The 14202-nt window shown below is 71.8% G+C and carries 20 protein-coding genes; 7 read left to right on the forward strand and 13 right to left on the reverse strand.

What is annotated here, in order from left to right:
• Positions 1 to 4: 4 nt before the first annotated feature.
• Positions 5 to 178 (reverse strand): hypothetical protein, encoded by a 174-nt coding sequence (locus JMF97_RS31475; protein ID WP_238360010.1) that lies wholly within the window; start codon positions 176 to 178, stop codon positions 5 to 7.
• 48 nt (positions 179 to 226) lie between these two features.
• On the reverse strand, positions 227 to 400 hold the full coding sequence (locus JMF97_RS22910) for a hypothetical protein (protein WP_169804606.1): 174 nt from the start codon (positions 398 to 400) through the stop codon (positions 227 to 229).
• 112 nt (positions 401 to 512) lie between these two features.
• Here JMF97_RS22910 and JMF97_RS22915 point away from each other — a divergent pair, with 112 nt between their 5' ends.
• Positions 513 to 851, forward strand: coding sequence for a hypothetical protein (locus JMF97_RS22915; protein WP_203223401.1), 339 nt, complete (start codon positions 513 to 515; stop codon positions 849 to 851).
• 30 nt (positions 852 to 881) lie between these two features.
• On the opposite strand, the gene JMF97_RS22920 is transcribed toward JMF97_RS22915, so the two are convergent.
• A complete protein-coding gene (locus JMF97_RS22920) occupies positions 882 to 1367 on the reverse strand; it encodes a DUF2231 domain-containing protein (RefSeq protein ID WP_013731438.1) in 486 nt (161 codons plus the stop codon).
• Between the two features lie 181 nt (positions 1368 to 1548).
• On the opposite strand from JMF97_RS22920, the gene JMF97_RS22925 reads away from it, so the two are divergent.
• Together JMF97_RS22925 and JMF97_RS22930 are read left to right on the forward strand one after the other, a co-directional pair.
• Positions 1549 to 1977, forward strand: a complete 429-nt coding sequence (locus JMF97_RS22925) for a Fur family transcriptional regulator (protein ID WP_013731437.1) — start codon at positions 1549 to 1551, stop codon at positions 1975 to 1977.
• A 44-nt stretch (positions 1978 to 2021) separates the two neighbouring features.
• Positions 2022 to 2885: an oxygenase MpaB family protein gene (locus tag JMF97_RS22930; protein WP_013731436.1), complete on the forward strand. Its 864-nt coding sequence runs from the start codon at positions 2022 to 2024 to the stop codon at positions 2883 to 2885.
• Positions 2886 to 2919: 34 nt separating this feature from the next.
• Here the strand turns inward: JMF97_RS22930 and JMF97_RS22935 are convergent, their stop codons facing one another.
• From JMF97_RS22935 to JMF97_RS22980, 10 genes are all read right to left on the reverse strand, one after another.
• Entirely contained in the window at positions 2920 to 3762 is an 843-nt protein-coding gene (locus JMF97_RS22935; protein ID WP_238359971.1) for a RecB family exonuclease, read from the reverse strand.
• A 148-nt stretch (positions 3763 to 3910) separates the two neighbouring features.
• Positions 3911 to 4525: a MarC family protein gene (locus tag JMF97_RS22940; protein ID WP_013731434.1), complete on the reverse strand. Its 615-nt coding sequence runs from the start codon at positions 4523 to 4525 to the stop codon at positions 3911 to 3913.
• A 33-nt stretch (positions 4526 to 4558) separates the two neighbouring features.
• The gene (locus tag JMF97_RS22945) at positions 4559 to 5419 is read right to left on the reverse strand and encodes a PHP domain-containing protein (RefSeq protein ID WP_203223403.1); all 861 of its coding nucleotides are present in this window, start codon (positions 5417 to 5419) and stop codon (positions 4559 to 4561) included.
• An 18-nt stretch (positions 5420 to 5437) separates the two neighbouring features.
• The gene (locus JMF97_RS22950) at positions 5438 to 6652 is read right to left on the reverse strand and encodes a hypothetical protein (protein ID WP_203223404.1); all 1215 of its coding nucleotides are present in this window, start codon (positions 6650 to 6652) and stop codon (positions 5438 to 5440) included.
• Positions 6653 to 6702: 50 nt separating this feature from the next.
• A complete protein-coding gene (locus tag JMF97_RS31480; protein ID WP_013731431.1) occupies positions 6703 to 7515 on the reverse strand; it encodes a SigE family RNA polymerase sigma factor in 813 nt (270 codons plus the stop codon).
• 103 nt (positions 7516 to 7618) lie between these two features.
• Positions 7619 to 8506: a PH domain-containing protein gene (locus tag JMF97_RS22960; protein WP_013731430.1), complete on the reverse strand. Its 888-nt coding sequence runs from the start codon at positions 8504 to 8506 to the stop codon at positions 7619 to 7621.
• A 6-nt stretch (positions 8507 to 8512) separates the two neighbouring features.
• Positions 8513 to 8671: a hypothetical protein gene (locus tag JMF97_RS22965; RefSeq protein WP_007455302.1), complete on the reverse strand. Its 159-nt coding sequence runs from the start codon at positions 8669 to 8671 to the stop codon at positions 8513 to 8515.
• 116 nt (positions 8672 to 8787) lie between these two features.
• Positions 8788 to 9480, reverse strand: coding sequence for a DUF6758 family protein (locus JMF97_RS22970; protein ID WP_307817055.1), 693 nt, complete (start codon positions 9478 to 9480; stop codon positions 8788 to 8790).
• An 88-nt stretch (positions 9481 to 9568) separates the two neighbouring features.
• On the reverse strand, positions 9569 to 10192 hold the full coding sequence (locus JMF97_RS22975; protein ID WP_013731428.1) for a TrmH family RNA methyltransferase: 624 nt from the start codon (positions 10190 to 10192) through the stop codon (positions 9569 to 9571).
• A gap of 50 nt (positions 10193 to 10242) precedes the next feature.
• Positions 10243 to 10755 carry a hypothetical protein gene (locus JMF97_RS22980; protein ID WP_203223405.1) on the reverse strand — a complete coding sequence of 171 codons (513 nt, stop codon included), beginning with the start codon at positions 10753 to 10755 and terminating at the stop codon, positions 10243 to 10245.
• Between the two features lie 785 nt (positions 10756 to 11540).
• On the opposite strand from JMF97_RS22980, the gene trxA reads away from it, so the two are divergent.
• The 4 genes from trxA (at position 11541) to JMF97_RS23000 (ending at position 14197) form a co-directional block, all read left to right on the forward strand.
• Entirely contained in the window at positions 11541 to 11903 is a 363-nt protein-coding gene (trxA, locus tag JMF97_RS22985; RefSeq protein WP_013731426.1) for a thioredoxin, read from the forward strand.
• Between the two features lie 115 nt (positions 11904 to 12018).
• Positions 12019 to 13062, forward strand: a complete 1044-nt coding sequence (locus JMF97_RS22990; RefSeq protein ID WP_203223406.1) for an Rv2578c family radical SAM protein — start codon at positions 12019 to 12021, stop codon at positions 13060 to 13062.
• A gap of 119 nt (positions 13063 to 13181) precedes the next feature.
• Complete coding sequence (locus JMF97_RS22995; RefSeq protein ID WP_126711802.1) at positions 13182 to 13589, forward strand: CoA-binding protein; 408 nt, start codon at positions 13182 to 13184, stop codon at positions 13587 to 13589.
• 98 nt (positions 13590 to 13687) lie between these two features.
• Positions 13688 to 14197, forward strand: coding sequence for a DUF4190 domain-containing protein (locus JMF97_RS23000; RefSeq protein WP_203223407.1), 510 nt, complete (start codon positions 13688 to 13690; stop codon positions 14195 to 14197).
• The last annotated feature ends 5 nt before the right edge of the window (positions 14198 to 14202 follow it).

Below are 14202 nucleotides of genomic sequence, written 5' to 3' on the forward strand. Positions count from 1 at the left end.
GCTTCTACCGCACCGACTCCCGCTCGTCCGGCTCGGAGAGCACGTCGAGCAGCACCACGAGCAAGTCCAGCGGATCCGACTCGTCCTCCTCCGGCACGAGTACGCCGTCGACCCCGTCGAGCAGCTCGTCGTCCGGTTCGACAGGCGGTTCGTCGAGCGGTTCCTCCGGCGGTGGCAAGGCACCGGCTGCCGCCAGTACCTCCTGAGTCGGCCGGTCGCCGGCGCGTCAGTCCCAGTGCGGCGGGCGTTCGGCCAGCAACCGGTCGTCGTTGTCGCCGGTCCGCTCGCCCCACCCCTGGTCGGTGTCGTCGGCGGTCTGCTCGGGCAGCACCGTGAAGTCGTCGCCCAGGTCGACCACCCGGTCGTCGTCGCCCCGGCTGCGGGGTTCCTGCGTCATCACGAGGCGCAAGGTTAGCCTGCGCCGTGACCGGCGCGCTGATCGAGCTGCACTCACCGGCACGGCGGGGCGGCCTGACCGTCTCCAGGCGGTGCGGTTGGTAGCGTCGGACGGCGTGACGACCTCCCGACCCGGCCCGACCTCCGACGAGCCGTGGCGTCGACCCGAGACCGACGACGGGGCCGCCTCCGGCGAGCCGACGCCGCCGCGACCGACGCCGGGTGGCGGGCCGGTCGGCTATTCCGGGCCGCCACCGACCGTCGCGCCGCCGGCCGGCTGGCGGCCACCGGTGCACCTGCAGGCCAACCCGCCCCGACAGTTGCCGCCGCAGGACATGATCGCCCTCGACGCGCAGGAACAGCGGGCCCAGCGGGTGACCTGGGGGGTGGGCGCGGTCGCCGGCGTGGTCCTCGTGGCGTTGGTCTGCCTGCTCTGCACCCGGGCGCTGTTCTGACGCGAACCCGGATGCCGCACCGGGGCACTGCTACTCGAAGGTGTTGCCCCAGACCATCTCGGCACCGGAGTGCCCGGTGAGCCAGACGTAGACCAGCGCGGCCACCCCGAGCCCCAGCACCAGCACCGACAGCACCGGGGCAGCCCAGTTGGGCAGCTTCGGCAGCCGGTCGTGACGGCCGGTCGCCACCAGCAACAGCACGACCGCCACGGCCAGTCCCAGGGTGATCCAGAACAGCACGTCGCCGTACTCGGCATGCTCGTTGATCTTGTCGAGGATCTCGCCGGAGAAGCCGCGCGCGATCTGCCGCTCCTGCAACGCCTCGCCGGACTGCACGCTGACCCACGCGGTGATCGGGGCCACCACCGCCAGGGCCGCCACCGCCCAGTCCAGGCGGGCCCGGAACCGGGGCAGCGCGACGTACGCGAGGGCGAGCAGCACCAGCAGCGGTACGAAGACCACGACCGCGTGCACCACCAGCACGTGCAGGGGTAGGCCCAGCGCCTTCTCGAACATCGACACCTCCGGCTTGATGATCGTGGCTGTCAGCGTACGGCGCGCCGGATCGCCCGCCCATCGCCCTGCTGGTTCACACGCCGGGCCGATCCGCACGGTTCAACCGTCGGGCTGATCAAACCGCCGGCGCCGGGGCCCGCGTCTGGTTGTCGCCAAGAGTTCGGCGTGTTGTCATTGACGCATGCCAACCGGCGAGGAGCTGCTCCGGTCGAAGGGCCTGCGGGTCACCCGGCCCCGCCTCGCCGTGCTCGACGTCCTGGCCGGCGGTGGCCACCTCGAAGTGGACGAGATCACCCGCCAGGTGCGGGAACGCCTCGACTCGGTCTCCACCCAGGCGATCTACGACGTGCTGGGGGCGCTCTCCCGCGCCGGCCTGTCCCGCCGGATCGAGCCGGCCGGCAGCCCGGCCCGGTACGAGGCCCGGGTCGGCGACAACCACCATCACGTGGTGTGCCGTGGCTGTGGCGAGATCGCCGACATCGACTGTGCGGTCGGCGACGCCCCCTGCCTCGACTCCGGGACCGCCCACGGCTTCCAGGTCGACGAGGCGGAGGTCACCTTCTGGGGTCTCTGCCCGGCCTGCCAGACCCGCCGTGCCATTGATCACTGACCGTGCGCTGAAGCGGTGACCGGGGGCCGTGGCAGGCTTGGATGATGGAGTCTGCCGACGCCGGCCTGTTCGGCCCTGGATCCGTGTCGTGGAAGCTGCACGCCGAGCCGATTCTGTTCGTCGCCGGTCTGCGTTCGCTCTACCTTCAGGCGCTGCACCCTCGGGCGATGGCCGGGGTGGCGCAGAACAGCAACTACCGCCAGGACGCCTGGGGACGCCTGATCCGCACCGCCAACTACGTCGGGACCGCCCTCTACGGCACCACCGCCGAGGCGGAGGAGGCCGGTCGGCGGCTGCGCCGGCTGCACGCCCGGATGACCGCGGTCGACCCGGCCACCGGTGAGCGGTTCCGCATCGACGAGCCGGACCTGCTCCGCTGGGTGCACGTCACCGAGGTGGAGTCGTTCCTCGACACCGGACGCCGTGCCGGTGTGCCGCTGGACGCCGCCGAGGTGGACGCCTACTACACCGAGCAGCGTCGGGTCGCCGCCCTGGTGGGGCTGGACCCGCAGACGGTGCCCGGCACCGCCGCCGAGGTTGCCGAGTACTACCGGCAGGTCCGACCCGAGCTGCGGATGACCCGGGAGGCCGCCGAGACCGCGCTGTTCCTGACCGCTCCGCCGCTGCCGTGGAAGCTCAGTCTGCCCGCCCGGATCGGGCTCAACCTGAGCCCGGCACGGTGGGCGTACCTGGGGATCGCCGGCACCGCGCTGGCCCTGCTGCCCGCCTGGGCCCGGCGGCTCTACGGCGGGCTGGGCCTGCCGACCACCGCGCTCTCGGCCGACGTGACGGTACGCACGCTGCGGCTCGCCCTCACCGCGCTGCCCCGCGACTGGCGGGAAGGCCCGATGCGCCGCGCCGCCGAGGAGCGGTACGCCAACCTGGCCAGCACCGCCCCCACCGCCTGACCCGCCGGCACCGGTTGAGCAGCCTCCGGACGGCTCAGTCCTGCTCGGTGGGGGGTGCGGCGGGGCGGTCGACCGCGGCCCACGGTTCCTTGCCCTGCACCGTCGCGCCCGCGGGGCAGGTGCGGCGGTAGTCGCACCAGGCGCAGCGCGGGCCCGGTGTGGTGGGGAAGGCCTCGTCCGGGTCGCCGCCGTCGGCGACGGTCCGCTCGGCGGCCATGATGTCGCGGGCGGTCTCCTCCGCCCGGGACACCTGCCGGGCCAGCGACTCGACGGTGTGGTCGTGCGCGGCGACGGTGCCGCTGGGCAGATGGTGCAGCTCGACCCGTCGGCACGGCCGGCGGAAGACCCGCTCGGCCGCGTACGCGTAGAGGGCCAACGCCTGCGAGCCCCGCGCGTCGTCGGAGTCCAGCCCGGTGCGGCCGGTCTTGTAGTCGACGATGACCAGTTCGGGACCGTCGCTGCCGGCCCGCCCGTCGATCCGGTCGGCGCGGCCGTTGAAGGCCAGCACCCCGGTCTTGACCGCCACCACCCGCTCCACGCCTACCGGCTCGTCGGCCGGGTCGAGCCCGTCGACGTACGCCTCCAGCCAGCCCAGGGCCCGGCGGTAGACCTCGCGTTCCTGCTCGTCGTCACGGTAGCCGTCGCGCACCCAGGTGCCCTTGAGCAGGGTGGGCAGCACCTCGGGGCGGCGACGGTCGGTGGGCAGCGCGTACCAGTTCTTCAGGGCGGTGTGCACGCTGGCGCCGAGGGAGTTGTGCGCCCACGGCGGGCCCTTCGGCGGGGCGGGCCGGTCGACGTACGTGTAGCGGTAACGACGGGGGCAGTCCGCGTACGCGCCGAGCTTGCTCGGGGTACAGACGAACAGCCGCTCCGGCATGCCGTCGAAGCCGAGCTGCTCCGGCTGCGCGTCGCGCGGCCGGGGCGCACGCCCACCGGCGGCGGGTCGTCCGGCGGGTCGTCCGGTCGGGGAGGGTCGTCGCACGTCTGCGATCCTGCCATCCACCCCCGACACTGCGCCCGACCGGTCAGCGCGTGGCGGTGAAGTCCGCCACGAACGCGAAGATCGCGTCCGCGATGAGCTGCACGGCGATCGCCGCCAGCAACAGGCCGGCGATGCGGGTGAGCACCTCGATGCCGCCGGGCCGCAGCACCTTGACGATGCCGCCGGAGAAGCGCAGCACGATCCAGACGGTAAGCATCACCGCGACGATGGCGGTGGCGATGGCCACGTAGTCCGCCGCCACGTCGGCCTGCTGGACGAAGAGCATGGTGGCCACGATCGCGCCGGGGCCGGCCAGCAGCGGCGTACCCAGTGGCACCAGGGCGATGTTGGAGGTGGCCTGCTTGGTCGGATCGTCGGTCTTGCCGGTCAGCAGCTCCAGCGCGACCAGCACCAGCAGCAGTCCGCCCGCCGCCTGCAACGCCGGCAGGTCGACGTGCAGGTACGCGAGCAGGGTCTGCCCCGCGACCGCGAAGACCACGATCACGCCGAGGGCGAGCGCGACCGCCTGCCAGGCGGCCCGGTTGCGCTCCCGCGCCGCCAGCGGGCTGGTCAGGGCGAGGAAGATCGGCATCATGCCCGGCGGGTCGACGATGACCAGCAGGGTCACGAAGACCTCGCCGAAGAGCTTGAGATCCACCTGGTCACCGTAGCGGTGCGGCCGGAACCGAGATCAGCCGGACGCGACCTCGACCACACCGGACGACTCGGCGACAATCCGTTCGTACGCCTCGGGGGCGGTGGTGAACGCCCCCAGCTGAACCGTCTTGTGCGTGCCGTGGAAGTCCGACGAGCCCGTCACCAGCAGACCCAGGTCGGCGGCGAGGCCACGCACGTGCGCCCGCTCGGCGGGCGAATGGTCCTCGTGATCGGCTTCCAGGCCGGCCAGACCCGCCGCCGCCAGCTCGGCGATCAGCTCGTCCGGCACGATCCGGCCACGCCGGGTGGCCCTCGGGTGGGCGAAGACCGGCACGCCGCCGGCCGCCCGGATCAGCCGGACGGCCTGGAAGACATCGATGTCCTCCTTGGGCAGCCGGTACCGCTCCCCCAACCAGTCGGGGCCGAACGCCTCGGTGGTGGTGGCGACCAGGCCGGCCCGGATCAGCGCCTGCGCGATGTGCGGCCGGCCGACCGTCCCGCCACCCGCCCCGGCCAGGATCTCCGGCCAGCTGACGTCGATGCCGTCGGCCCGCAGCAGGGCCACGATGCGCTCCCCTCGCTGCAGCCGGGCCGCACGCACCAGGGCCAGTTCCGCGACCAGTTCCGGCGCGTCCGGATCGAAGAGGTACGCCAACAGGTGCAGCGGCAGCGACGGCTCGACACCGTTCCAGCGGCAGGACAGCTCGGCGCCTCGGACCAGGCGCAGCCCGCCCGGCAGAGCCTGCAGCGCCGGCTCCCATCCGGCGGTGGTGTCGTGGTCGGTGATGGCCACGACATCGAGCCCCGCCTCGGCGGCGGCACGAACCAACTGCGGCGGGCTGAGCGTGCCGTCGCTGGCGGTGGAGTGGGTGTGCAGGTCGATCCGGGGCAGCATCGCCCGAGGCTACCGGCTTCAGCCGCCGTGGCTGACCACCACGGGCGGCTGGTCGGGGGGCCAGCCGGTGAGGGCGATCAGGGTCGGGGAGGCACCCTTGGTCGCCCGATCGACGTCCACCCGGGCCAGGCGGTCGACGGTGTCGGCGTGGTAGTAGGCGGTGCTCGGGGTACTCCACGCCACGGCGCCGCTGATCGCCGGGCCGGCGACCACGGGCTTGACGGGCCGGTCCAGCCGGGCCAGGTCCACCAACAGCGCCTTGTCCCCGTCGTCGGAGCGTCCGTTGGCCAGCAGCCAACGCCCGTCCGGCGACACCGAACCCAGCCCGTCCCCGTCCAGTCTCGGCCCACATTCCGGGCCGGTCGGGGCGAGGCCGCCAGCCGGGTCGAGCAATGTCAGGCAGGTCGCCGTGCCGGTGACGACCTCGCCGACCAGCCGGCCGTCGGGCAGGGCACCGAAGATGCGACTGGTCGACCGGTCGGTGCCCGGTTCGAACACCCCGGGATGCAGGCGCCACAGCGCATGCCCCGGGCGGTCGGGTGCCAGCCGTACCAGCACGGCACCCTCGACGATCCGCAGCGGCATCGCCTCGGCCGGCACCTCGGCGCGGGCGGCGGGGGACAACTCGCCGTTGATGATCCGCGCGCTGGCCAGCACCGAACCCTGCTTCCAGGCGACCTGGTGGCCTTCCGCGTCCACGACGATCTCGTCGGCACCGGCGAGCAGCACCTGCACCGCACCGGTGGGCGACACCGCCCAGAGGAAACGGCCGGCCAGTCCCGGCGCGCTGACGACCAGCCAGCCGCGACCGTCGGCGAGGCGGTGGGCCCGCTCGATCCGGCCGACACCGGCAATACTCACTCGGCGGCCCTGCGCGGTGGCGATCGCCTCGCCCAGCACGAGGTCGACCTCGGCGAGCGGGGTGCCATTGGCCGGGCTGGGTGCCGGGGCGGTCGGCGTCCAGGTCACCTCGGGCGGCTGCTCACGCTCGCCGATCACCACCCTGGTGCCGTTCGGTGGGGGCTCCTGACCGAGCTGCGTCGCGCCGGCACTGACCATGACCATCGCCACTGCGGCGAAGCTCATTCCGGTCACGGCGCGGCGACGCTGGATCCGCTTCGCTCGCCGGATCACGGCGTCCGCCGGATCGGGGACGGTCGCGTGCGGCATCGCGGCCCGCCGGGACAACTCCTCCCGGACGGCCCGTTCCAGCCCGTCCTGCTCCACGTTCATTTGACGATCCGGAGCCCCGCTCGGGTTGTCACGATCTCGGGGAACGGCGTTCACCGCCGTTCCCCCGCCAGGGCACTGTCCGGCTTCGCGACGGCGGCCGGGGCCTGCGCGGACCCTTCGACGGCCGTCCGCTGCGCTGCCATGTCCGGCGCGACCTCGGACCGGTCCTGCCGGTGCGCGGCCATCGCCGGGTCGGGCTGACCGGCCGCTTCCGGGACACCGGTCGGAGTCGCCGGTGCCGGGGTCGCGGGCACCGAGGTGTCGGGACGGGTCTGCCGGGTCGGAAGCGGCTGGCCGGTCCGCGTCGCGGTGCCGGCCCGCCGAGGCGGGTCCACGCTCGACGAGGCCGCGCCGGGCAGCGCGAAGGCTTCGTCCGCGCCGATCCGGCGGCGCAGGGTGGCCAGCGCACGGGAGGTCTGGCTCTTGACCGTGCCCGTCGAGATGTTGAGCAGGGCGGCGGTCTGCGACTCCGACAGGTCCTCGTAGAAGCGCAGCACCAGGACGGCACGCTGGCGGGCGGGCAGCGCCCGCAGGTGCCGCCAGAGCACGTCCCGGTCCAGTTGCTGCTCGATCTCGTCGACGCCGGGCCGTTCAGGCAGCACCTCGGTGGGTCGCTCGCCGTGCCAGCGACGCCGCCACCAACTCGTCGACGTGTTGACCATCACACGCCGGGCGTACGGCTCGATCGCCTCGATGCCGCCGAGGCGCTTCCAGGCCAGGTACGTCTTGGTCAGCGCGGTCTGTAACAGGTCCTCCGCGGTGCCCCAGTCTCCGGTCAGCAGGTACGCGGTCCGCAGCAGGGCGCTGGAACGGGCGGTGACGAAGTCACGGAACTCGTCCTCCAGCGGATCACTGCTGGCCACGCGCCACCTCCCCGTACCGGGCTCTGCGGGCAGCCTGCCACGGCCGGACCGGCAGGTCGAGGGCGGAAGATGCGCATTGGCTCCGATTTTCGGTCAGGAACCGTCAGGCACCATCGTCAGCCTTGGCCTCGTCCTGCTCCTTGCCCAACCGCGCCTCGACCGCCTGCGGCTCGTACATCTCCTCGACCACGCGGAGATAGAGCTCATTGGGGTTGGGCAGGTTCTTGACCTCGCGCAGCGCCTGCTCCTGACCGGCCGACTCCAGCACGAACGTGCCGTAGTTGAGCGCGCGACCGGCCGGCGACTGCTCGTACTTCATATCGGTGACGCGGGTCAGCGGCATCATGGCCACTTTGCGGGTGATGATGCCGTTGACCACCATGACCCGTTTGTTGGTCAGGATGAACCGGTCGTACCACCAGTCGGCGACCTTCCAGGCCACCCAACCCATCACCGCGAACCAGAGCAGCACGGCGACCGTGGTGAGCGCCCCGACGTCCTGCCCGGCGAGGAAGCCGGAGAGGTAGCCGAGCACGAAGGTCGCGGCGACACCGACGACGATCGGCGTGGCGAGGTGGACCCAGTGCCGCTTCCACTCGCCCCGGTAGCGCTCGGTAGGGAAGAGGTAGCGGGCGACCAGCGAGCTGGGCTCGTCTTCCAGTGGCAGGACCCGGCGTGGGGTCATGCCACTGGCGTCGGCGCGCAGCCCTGCCAGTTCGTCCTCGGAGATCTGAGGCGGCTGGTAGCCCGCCTCCGGGTCCCTTACCCAGGCCCGCCCCGACCGGTCGTCGTCGACGTAGTCGGGGCCTGGGCCGTAGCCGGCGTCGTCCGAGAAGAACGGACCGTCGGAGGAGTAGGGGTCGGGGCGTGAACCGGGGCCGCGACCCGGACCGTCATCGGGGTCGATCCGGGGAATCGGCTCGGTGTCCTGTTCCCGACGAGCCCGATCGGGATCGTCGGGGTCGAAGGGCGGGCCGGAGGGGCTTCCCATCGGCGGCTAGGCGACCAGGCTGGTGAAGAAGTCGCCGAAGCCCTGTGCGATGTCCATGATGCCGCCACCGAGCGACTTGAACACGTCCGCAGCAGAATTTGGCCGGTAGGCGACAAAGAAGATCAAGAATGCGATTCCGGCCCAGGTGAGGACCTTCTTGACCATGGCGGGCCATCCTCTCGCGCGGCGCCGGGTCCCATTACCGCAGCGGCACCCAGAGTATCAGCGTGGTGTCTTACCGTGAATATCTGCGTCCGTTCTCCGACATTCCGGGGGGCTTGTCAAGCCTTCCCGTGCAGGTAAGGAGACGGTGCGCCGTACACGAGCTCGGTTGGCATCCACTCCACCAGGTCGTGCAACACCACGTCCTCGGCAAGCAGATGTCCCGCGCTCGCGGGCCAGGCTATCGCATACAGCCACAATCCCCGAGCCTCGCCGGCGTACGCGCTTCGATCCGTCAGGGAATTGATCAACCACAGTGGAGTAGGGTGACCGGCCACCTTGATGCCGGCGCGTCCGACATGGCCCGGATGCCCGGGACCGGGCTCGGTCAACGCCTCGGCGAGTTCCGGGCCCGCATCGGGACCCGGCACACCGGCGTAGCGGGCACCCAACCCCACCCCCGGCTCCTCGGCCACGAACACCAGGTCGGCGGGCCCACCGCCGAGCGGTTCCGGCCCGGCGCAGGCGACTGCGGTGGCCCGTACGCCGAGCCGGTCGTCACCGGCCCATGCCACGCCGGTGGTGGTCCAGCCCGGCGGCAACGGCCACGGGCACCAGAGCGGCACCGCCGGTTGCCCTGGCTGCGCGGCCTGGATCCGGTCGACCACGCTCGCCACGATCTCGGCACCGATGTTCTCGGGTACGTGCAGCGGAGCGACCGGGCCGCAGTCGGGGCAACGCGACTCCGCGTGCATCAGGTCCGGCGGCCGCACCGACCCACCGCATCTCGGGCAACTCACCGCAACAGTCACGTCTCCACCGTCACCCGCCTGCCGCCCGCCGTCAAGCGGAGCGGCGCCATTGCCGGTTGCGATGTCGCCACCCGGCGCGGCGCGCCGGTCAGTCCGGTGGCGGGCCGGCGTGGGCTCGGATCCACGCGTGCATGGCGATCCCGCTCGCCACGCCGGCGTTGATGGAGCGGGTGGAGCCGTACTGGGCGATGGAGAAGAGTTGGTCGCAGGCGGCACGGGCCGCGTCCGACAGGCCCGGTCCCTCCTGACCGAACAGCAGGACGCACCGGCGCGGCAACGTGCTGCTCTCCAGCGGACGAGAGCCGGGCAGGTTGTCGATCCCGACCAGCGGCAGGTCGTGCTGGCCCGCCCAGGCGACGAAGTCGTCGATCGACTCGTGATGGCGTACATGTTGATAGCGATCGGTCACCATGGCGCCTCGCCGGTTCCACCGCCGCCGGCCCACGATGTGCACCTCGGCGGCGAGGAAGGCGTTGGCGTTGCGCACCACCGTGCCGATGTTCATGTCGTGCTGCCAGTTCTCGATCGCCACGTGGAAGTCGTGCCGACGCAGATCGAGATCGGCGACCACCGCCTCGCGCCGCCAGTAGCGGTAGCGGTCGACCACGTTGCGCCGGTCGCCCTCGGCGAGCAGCTGCGGGTCGTAGCGGGGGTCGTCCGGCGGATCCCCCGGCCAGGGACCCACGCCGACCTCGTACTGCTCATCGGTCACGGTCAGGCAGGGTACGCCCCGTGCCGACCGGCACCGACGGGCACACGAGGTCAGCGAAGTGCGAGGGCGCCACCGATCCGGTCCAGGAGTCGACGATCGACCGGAGCCAGCGTGCCGTCCGGCGGTACGGCGGACCCGGCGCGGCACACCCGGGCCGCCACCGACTGCACCCACTGCCGGTAGGCCGCCGAGTCGGCGCGGTCGGCCCGACGGTCGAGGATCCGGACGACCGCCCGGCAGGCCGCGAGCACGTCCACCAGGTCGGTGGGTCGCGGTTGCGGTTGCGGTGCGGTCGCCTCTTCGTGGCGGGTGTAGATCGCGGCCACCACGGCACGGACCAGGTCGCTGTCGAAGGCGCGTCCAGCCGCCACCGCCTCCAGGCCGGCGAGCCCGGCCGCCACGCCCGGGTACGGCCGCCCGGGCCCAGGTTGGGTGGCGACCGCGATCACCCGGCCGGGTAGACCGGTGATCAGATCCCACTCGGTGGCGGAGTAGCCCGTCGCGGCGGGGGACACGTTCGGGTGGTCGGCCTGCGGCGGCCCGCCTGGGGCCGGTCGGCTCATGCCCGTACTCCGCATTGCGTCGTGCCGCCCGGCGGCAGCGCCGCGCTGGACCCACGATCCGCCGGCTCTCCGCCGCGTCTGCCGCCGATCCGAGGCACCCCGGCGCCGCGTCTGCTGATCCGCTCGCTGCGCTCGCTCATGGCGCGACCTCCGGCGTCAGCATATGCGGCGCGTCGCTGGCCAGGGGCGGTCAACCGGGAATCTGCGCGGGTGGCGAAACCGCCCGGTGCCGCTGGACGAGACCAAGCGCGGCAGGTGAATCGGAGGAGAAGGCATCCGGGCCCGGTGGCCGCCAACAGGCTTGCGGCAACTGGTCCGCCGCGGCGAAGAAGGCCATCAACCGGGGCCGGACGCAATGAGCGGCGGGGCCCTCCCCGGCACCCGCCGCCCACGCTCTGATGGCTCAAGATTCTGCCGTACGCCCATCCGACTGCACAGAGACCGAGGTCACATTTATATTTTTGTTACATTACTCTGCGTCACCAAACCTCCCCTTCCAGGCGATCTCTGCAGGTCGCATAGGTGCCCGTCAACGCCCAAGTTACTGTTCCGTAGCACGATTGAAGCCGGTCCTAATTGGAAACGCTCCCATCACCGGCCGTCACGCAAATGCGACATGCATTTGCGCGCCGGTAGCGCCGACGCAAACCGAAGATGATCGATGTGTGCTAAAGCCGCAGCCCTGCCGCCCGCGGCCCGGTTTCGGGGATGCTCCGACGGGAATGCGACAGGGTGGCGCGAAGTTCCACCAGACGTAGCTGTTCCGCGTGATCGGAGAGATTCAGATGGCAACCGTCGAGCTGACCACCGCTAACTTCGACCAGGTAACCGAGAGCGATGGCATCGTCCTGGTCGACTTCTGGGCCGACTGGTGTGGCCCCTGCAAGCGGTTCGCTCCGGTGTTCGAGCGCTCGTCCGAAAAGCACTCCGACATCACCTTCGGCAAGGTCGACACCGAGGCGCAGCAGGAGATCGCGGCCAAGTTCGACATCCGCTCCATCCCCACGATCATGGCGATCCGCGACGGCGTGATCGTCTTCGCCCAGCCGGGCGCGCTGCCCGAGTCGGCGCTGGAGAACCTCATCGATCAGGTCCGGGCGCTGGACATGGACGACGTCCGCAAGAAGCTCGCCGAGCACAACCACTGACCGCGCAGGCCGCATGAGCGGTGGCCGGGGCTCAACAGCCCCGGCCACCGCCATCTCCGGCCGCCGACCGGCGCGCCACTTGCAGCACGGTCGTACGTGTGTTCGAATGATGGCCATGCGCTGGGAGAACCTCACCGCTCCCCCGGTCGAGGGAGTCCCCGGACGGGCAGCGCCAGCGACTCCACCCCTGCCGCTGGCGCTGCCCGGCGCCGTCGTCCGCACCTTCGACACCCCGGGTTTCGCCGGCATGACCTTCTACGAGGTGCACGCCAGATCGATCCTGAACAAGGTCCCGGGCACCTCCCGCGTTCCGTTCGAGTGGACTGTCAATCCGTACCGGGGTTGCAGCCACGCGTGTTTGTACTGCTTCGCCAGGAAGACCCACACATATCTGGATTTCGACGCGGGAGCGGACTTCGATCGGCAGGTGATCGTCAAGGTCAACGCGGGTGAGCTGCTGCGCCGCGAGTTGGCCGCACCGCGATGGCGTGGCGCGCACGTGGCGATGGGCACCAACGTCGACTGCTACCAGCGGGCCGAGGGGCGATACCGGCTGATGCCGTCGATCATCGAGGCGCTGCGCGACTTCGCCAACCCGTTCTCGATCCTGACCAAGGGCACTCTGATCGTGCGTGACCTGCCGCTGCTCCGGCAGGCGGCGCAGGCGACCCGGGTCGGGGTGTCGTTCTCGGTGGGCTTCGTCGACGAGCGACTGTGGCGCTCGGTCGAGCCGGGCACCCCGAGTCCCCAGCGACGGCTCGACGCCATACGCCAGTTCACCGACGCCGGCTTCGAGGTCGGGGTGCTGATGGCGCCGATCCTGCCCGGCCTCAGCGACGACGACGAGTCCATCGAGTCCACCGTCGCGGCGATCGCCGCCGCCGGGGCGGCCAGCGTGACGCCGCTGCCGCTGCACCTGCGACCGGGCGCCCGCGAGTGGTACGCGCAGTGGCTCGCTCGGGAACATCCCCACCTGGTCCCCCGCTACCGGGAGCTGTACCGGTCCGGCGCCTACGCGCCGCAGCCCTACCAGCGGGAGTTGACCGCCCGGGTACGCGTCGCCGCCCGGCGACACGGCCTGTACCGGCCCGACCGGAGCGAGCACCGCCAGGTCCCGGCCGCCCCGGCCCCGGCACCCGAACAGCTCAGCCTGCTCTAGCGAGGCGTCCGCCCAGACGTTCGACCAGCCCAGGCACCCCACCGCGCAGACGTCACACCGCGCAGACGTCACACCGCCAGGCGGCCGACCGCATCCGCCGGTGCGACTACAGTCGGCATGTGCGCTCCCCCAGCCAGATCCTCGCCGAATCCGCCGTGATCGCCGTCGTCGGTGCCTCCCGTGACCCGGACAAGACGGCCCACAGCGTGCCGGCGGCGATGCAACGGCAGGGCTGGCGGATCATTCCGGTCAACCCGTTCGCCGACGAACTGTTCGGCGAGCCGGCGTACCGCACGCTCGCCGACATTCCGCACCCGGTCGACCTGGTGAACGTGTTCCGGCCGGCGGAGGACGCCGTGGAGGTGGTCCGGCAGGCGGTGGCGATCGGTGCCCCGGCAGTCTGGTTGCAGCTGGACATCGTCTCCCCGCAGGCCCGCCAGATCGCGGAGCAGGCCGGGATCGACTACGTCGAGAACCGCTGCATCGCCGTCGAGCGGGCGGTGGCGGGCCTGACCCGGCTGGGCTGAACCGAACCGCTGTGAAACACCTCCGGTGCAGGTAGCGTCCCGACTGGGAGCGTCATCCGACGGCTACCGGCAGCGAGTGGCGGACGGAGGAGATCAGCGTGAGTCAACCGCCAGAGCCGGATCAGCCGCCATCGCCGTACGAGCCGCCGCCGTCACCGTACGGGCAGCCGCAGCACGGGCCACCCGGCGAGACCGGGCAGCCGCAGCACGAGCAGCCCGGCGAGCCGTACCCGGGTCAACCGGCGTACGGGCAGCCGTCGTACGAGCAGCCGGGCCAGCCGCCGCACGGCCAGCAGTGGGGACAGCAGCCCCCGTACACCCCGCAGGTGCCGTACGGGCAGTACGGCCCACCGTCGCCCCCGCCGGGCGGTGGGGGCACCAACGTGCTCGCCATCCTGTCGCTGGTCTTCGCGTTCGTCTTCTCGCCCGCCGGCATCGTCCTCGGCCATCTGGCCAAGCGGCAGCTACGCACCAGCGGTGAGCAGGGCGAGCAACTCGCCAACTGGGGACTGATCCTCAGCTACGTCTTCACCGGCCTCTACCTGCTGGCCTGCTGCGGCTGGCTGGCGCTGGTGCTCTGGGCCGGCTCGGACAGCCAGTACACCTGACCGGG

The sequence above is a fragment of the Micromonospora fiedleri genome (genome assembly GCF_016774385.1).
Taxonomy (GTDB): domain Bacteria; phylum Actinomycetota; class Actinomycetes; order Mycobacteriales; family Micromonosporaceae; genus Micromonospora; species Micromonospora gifhornensis.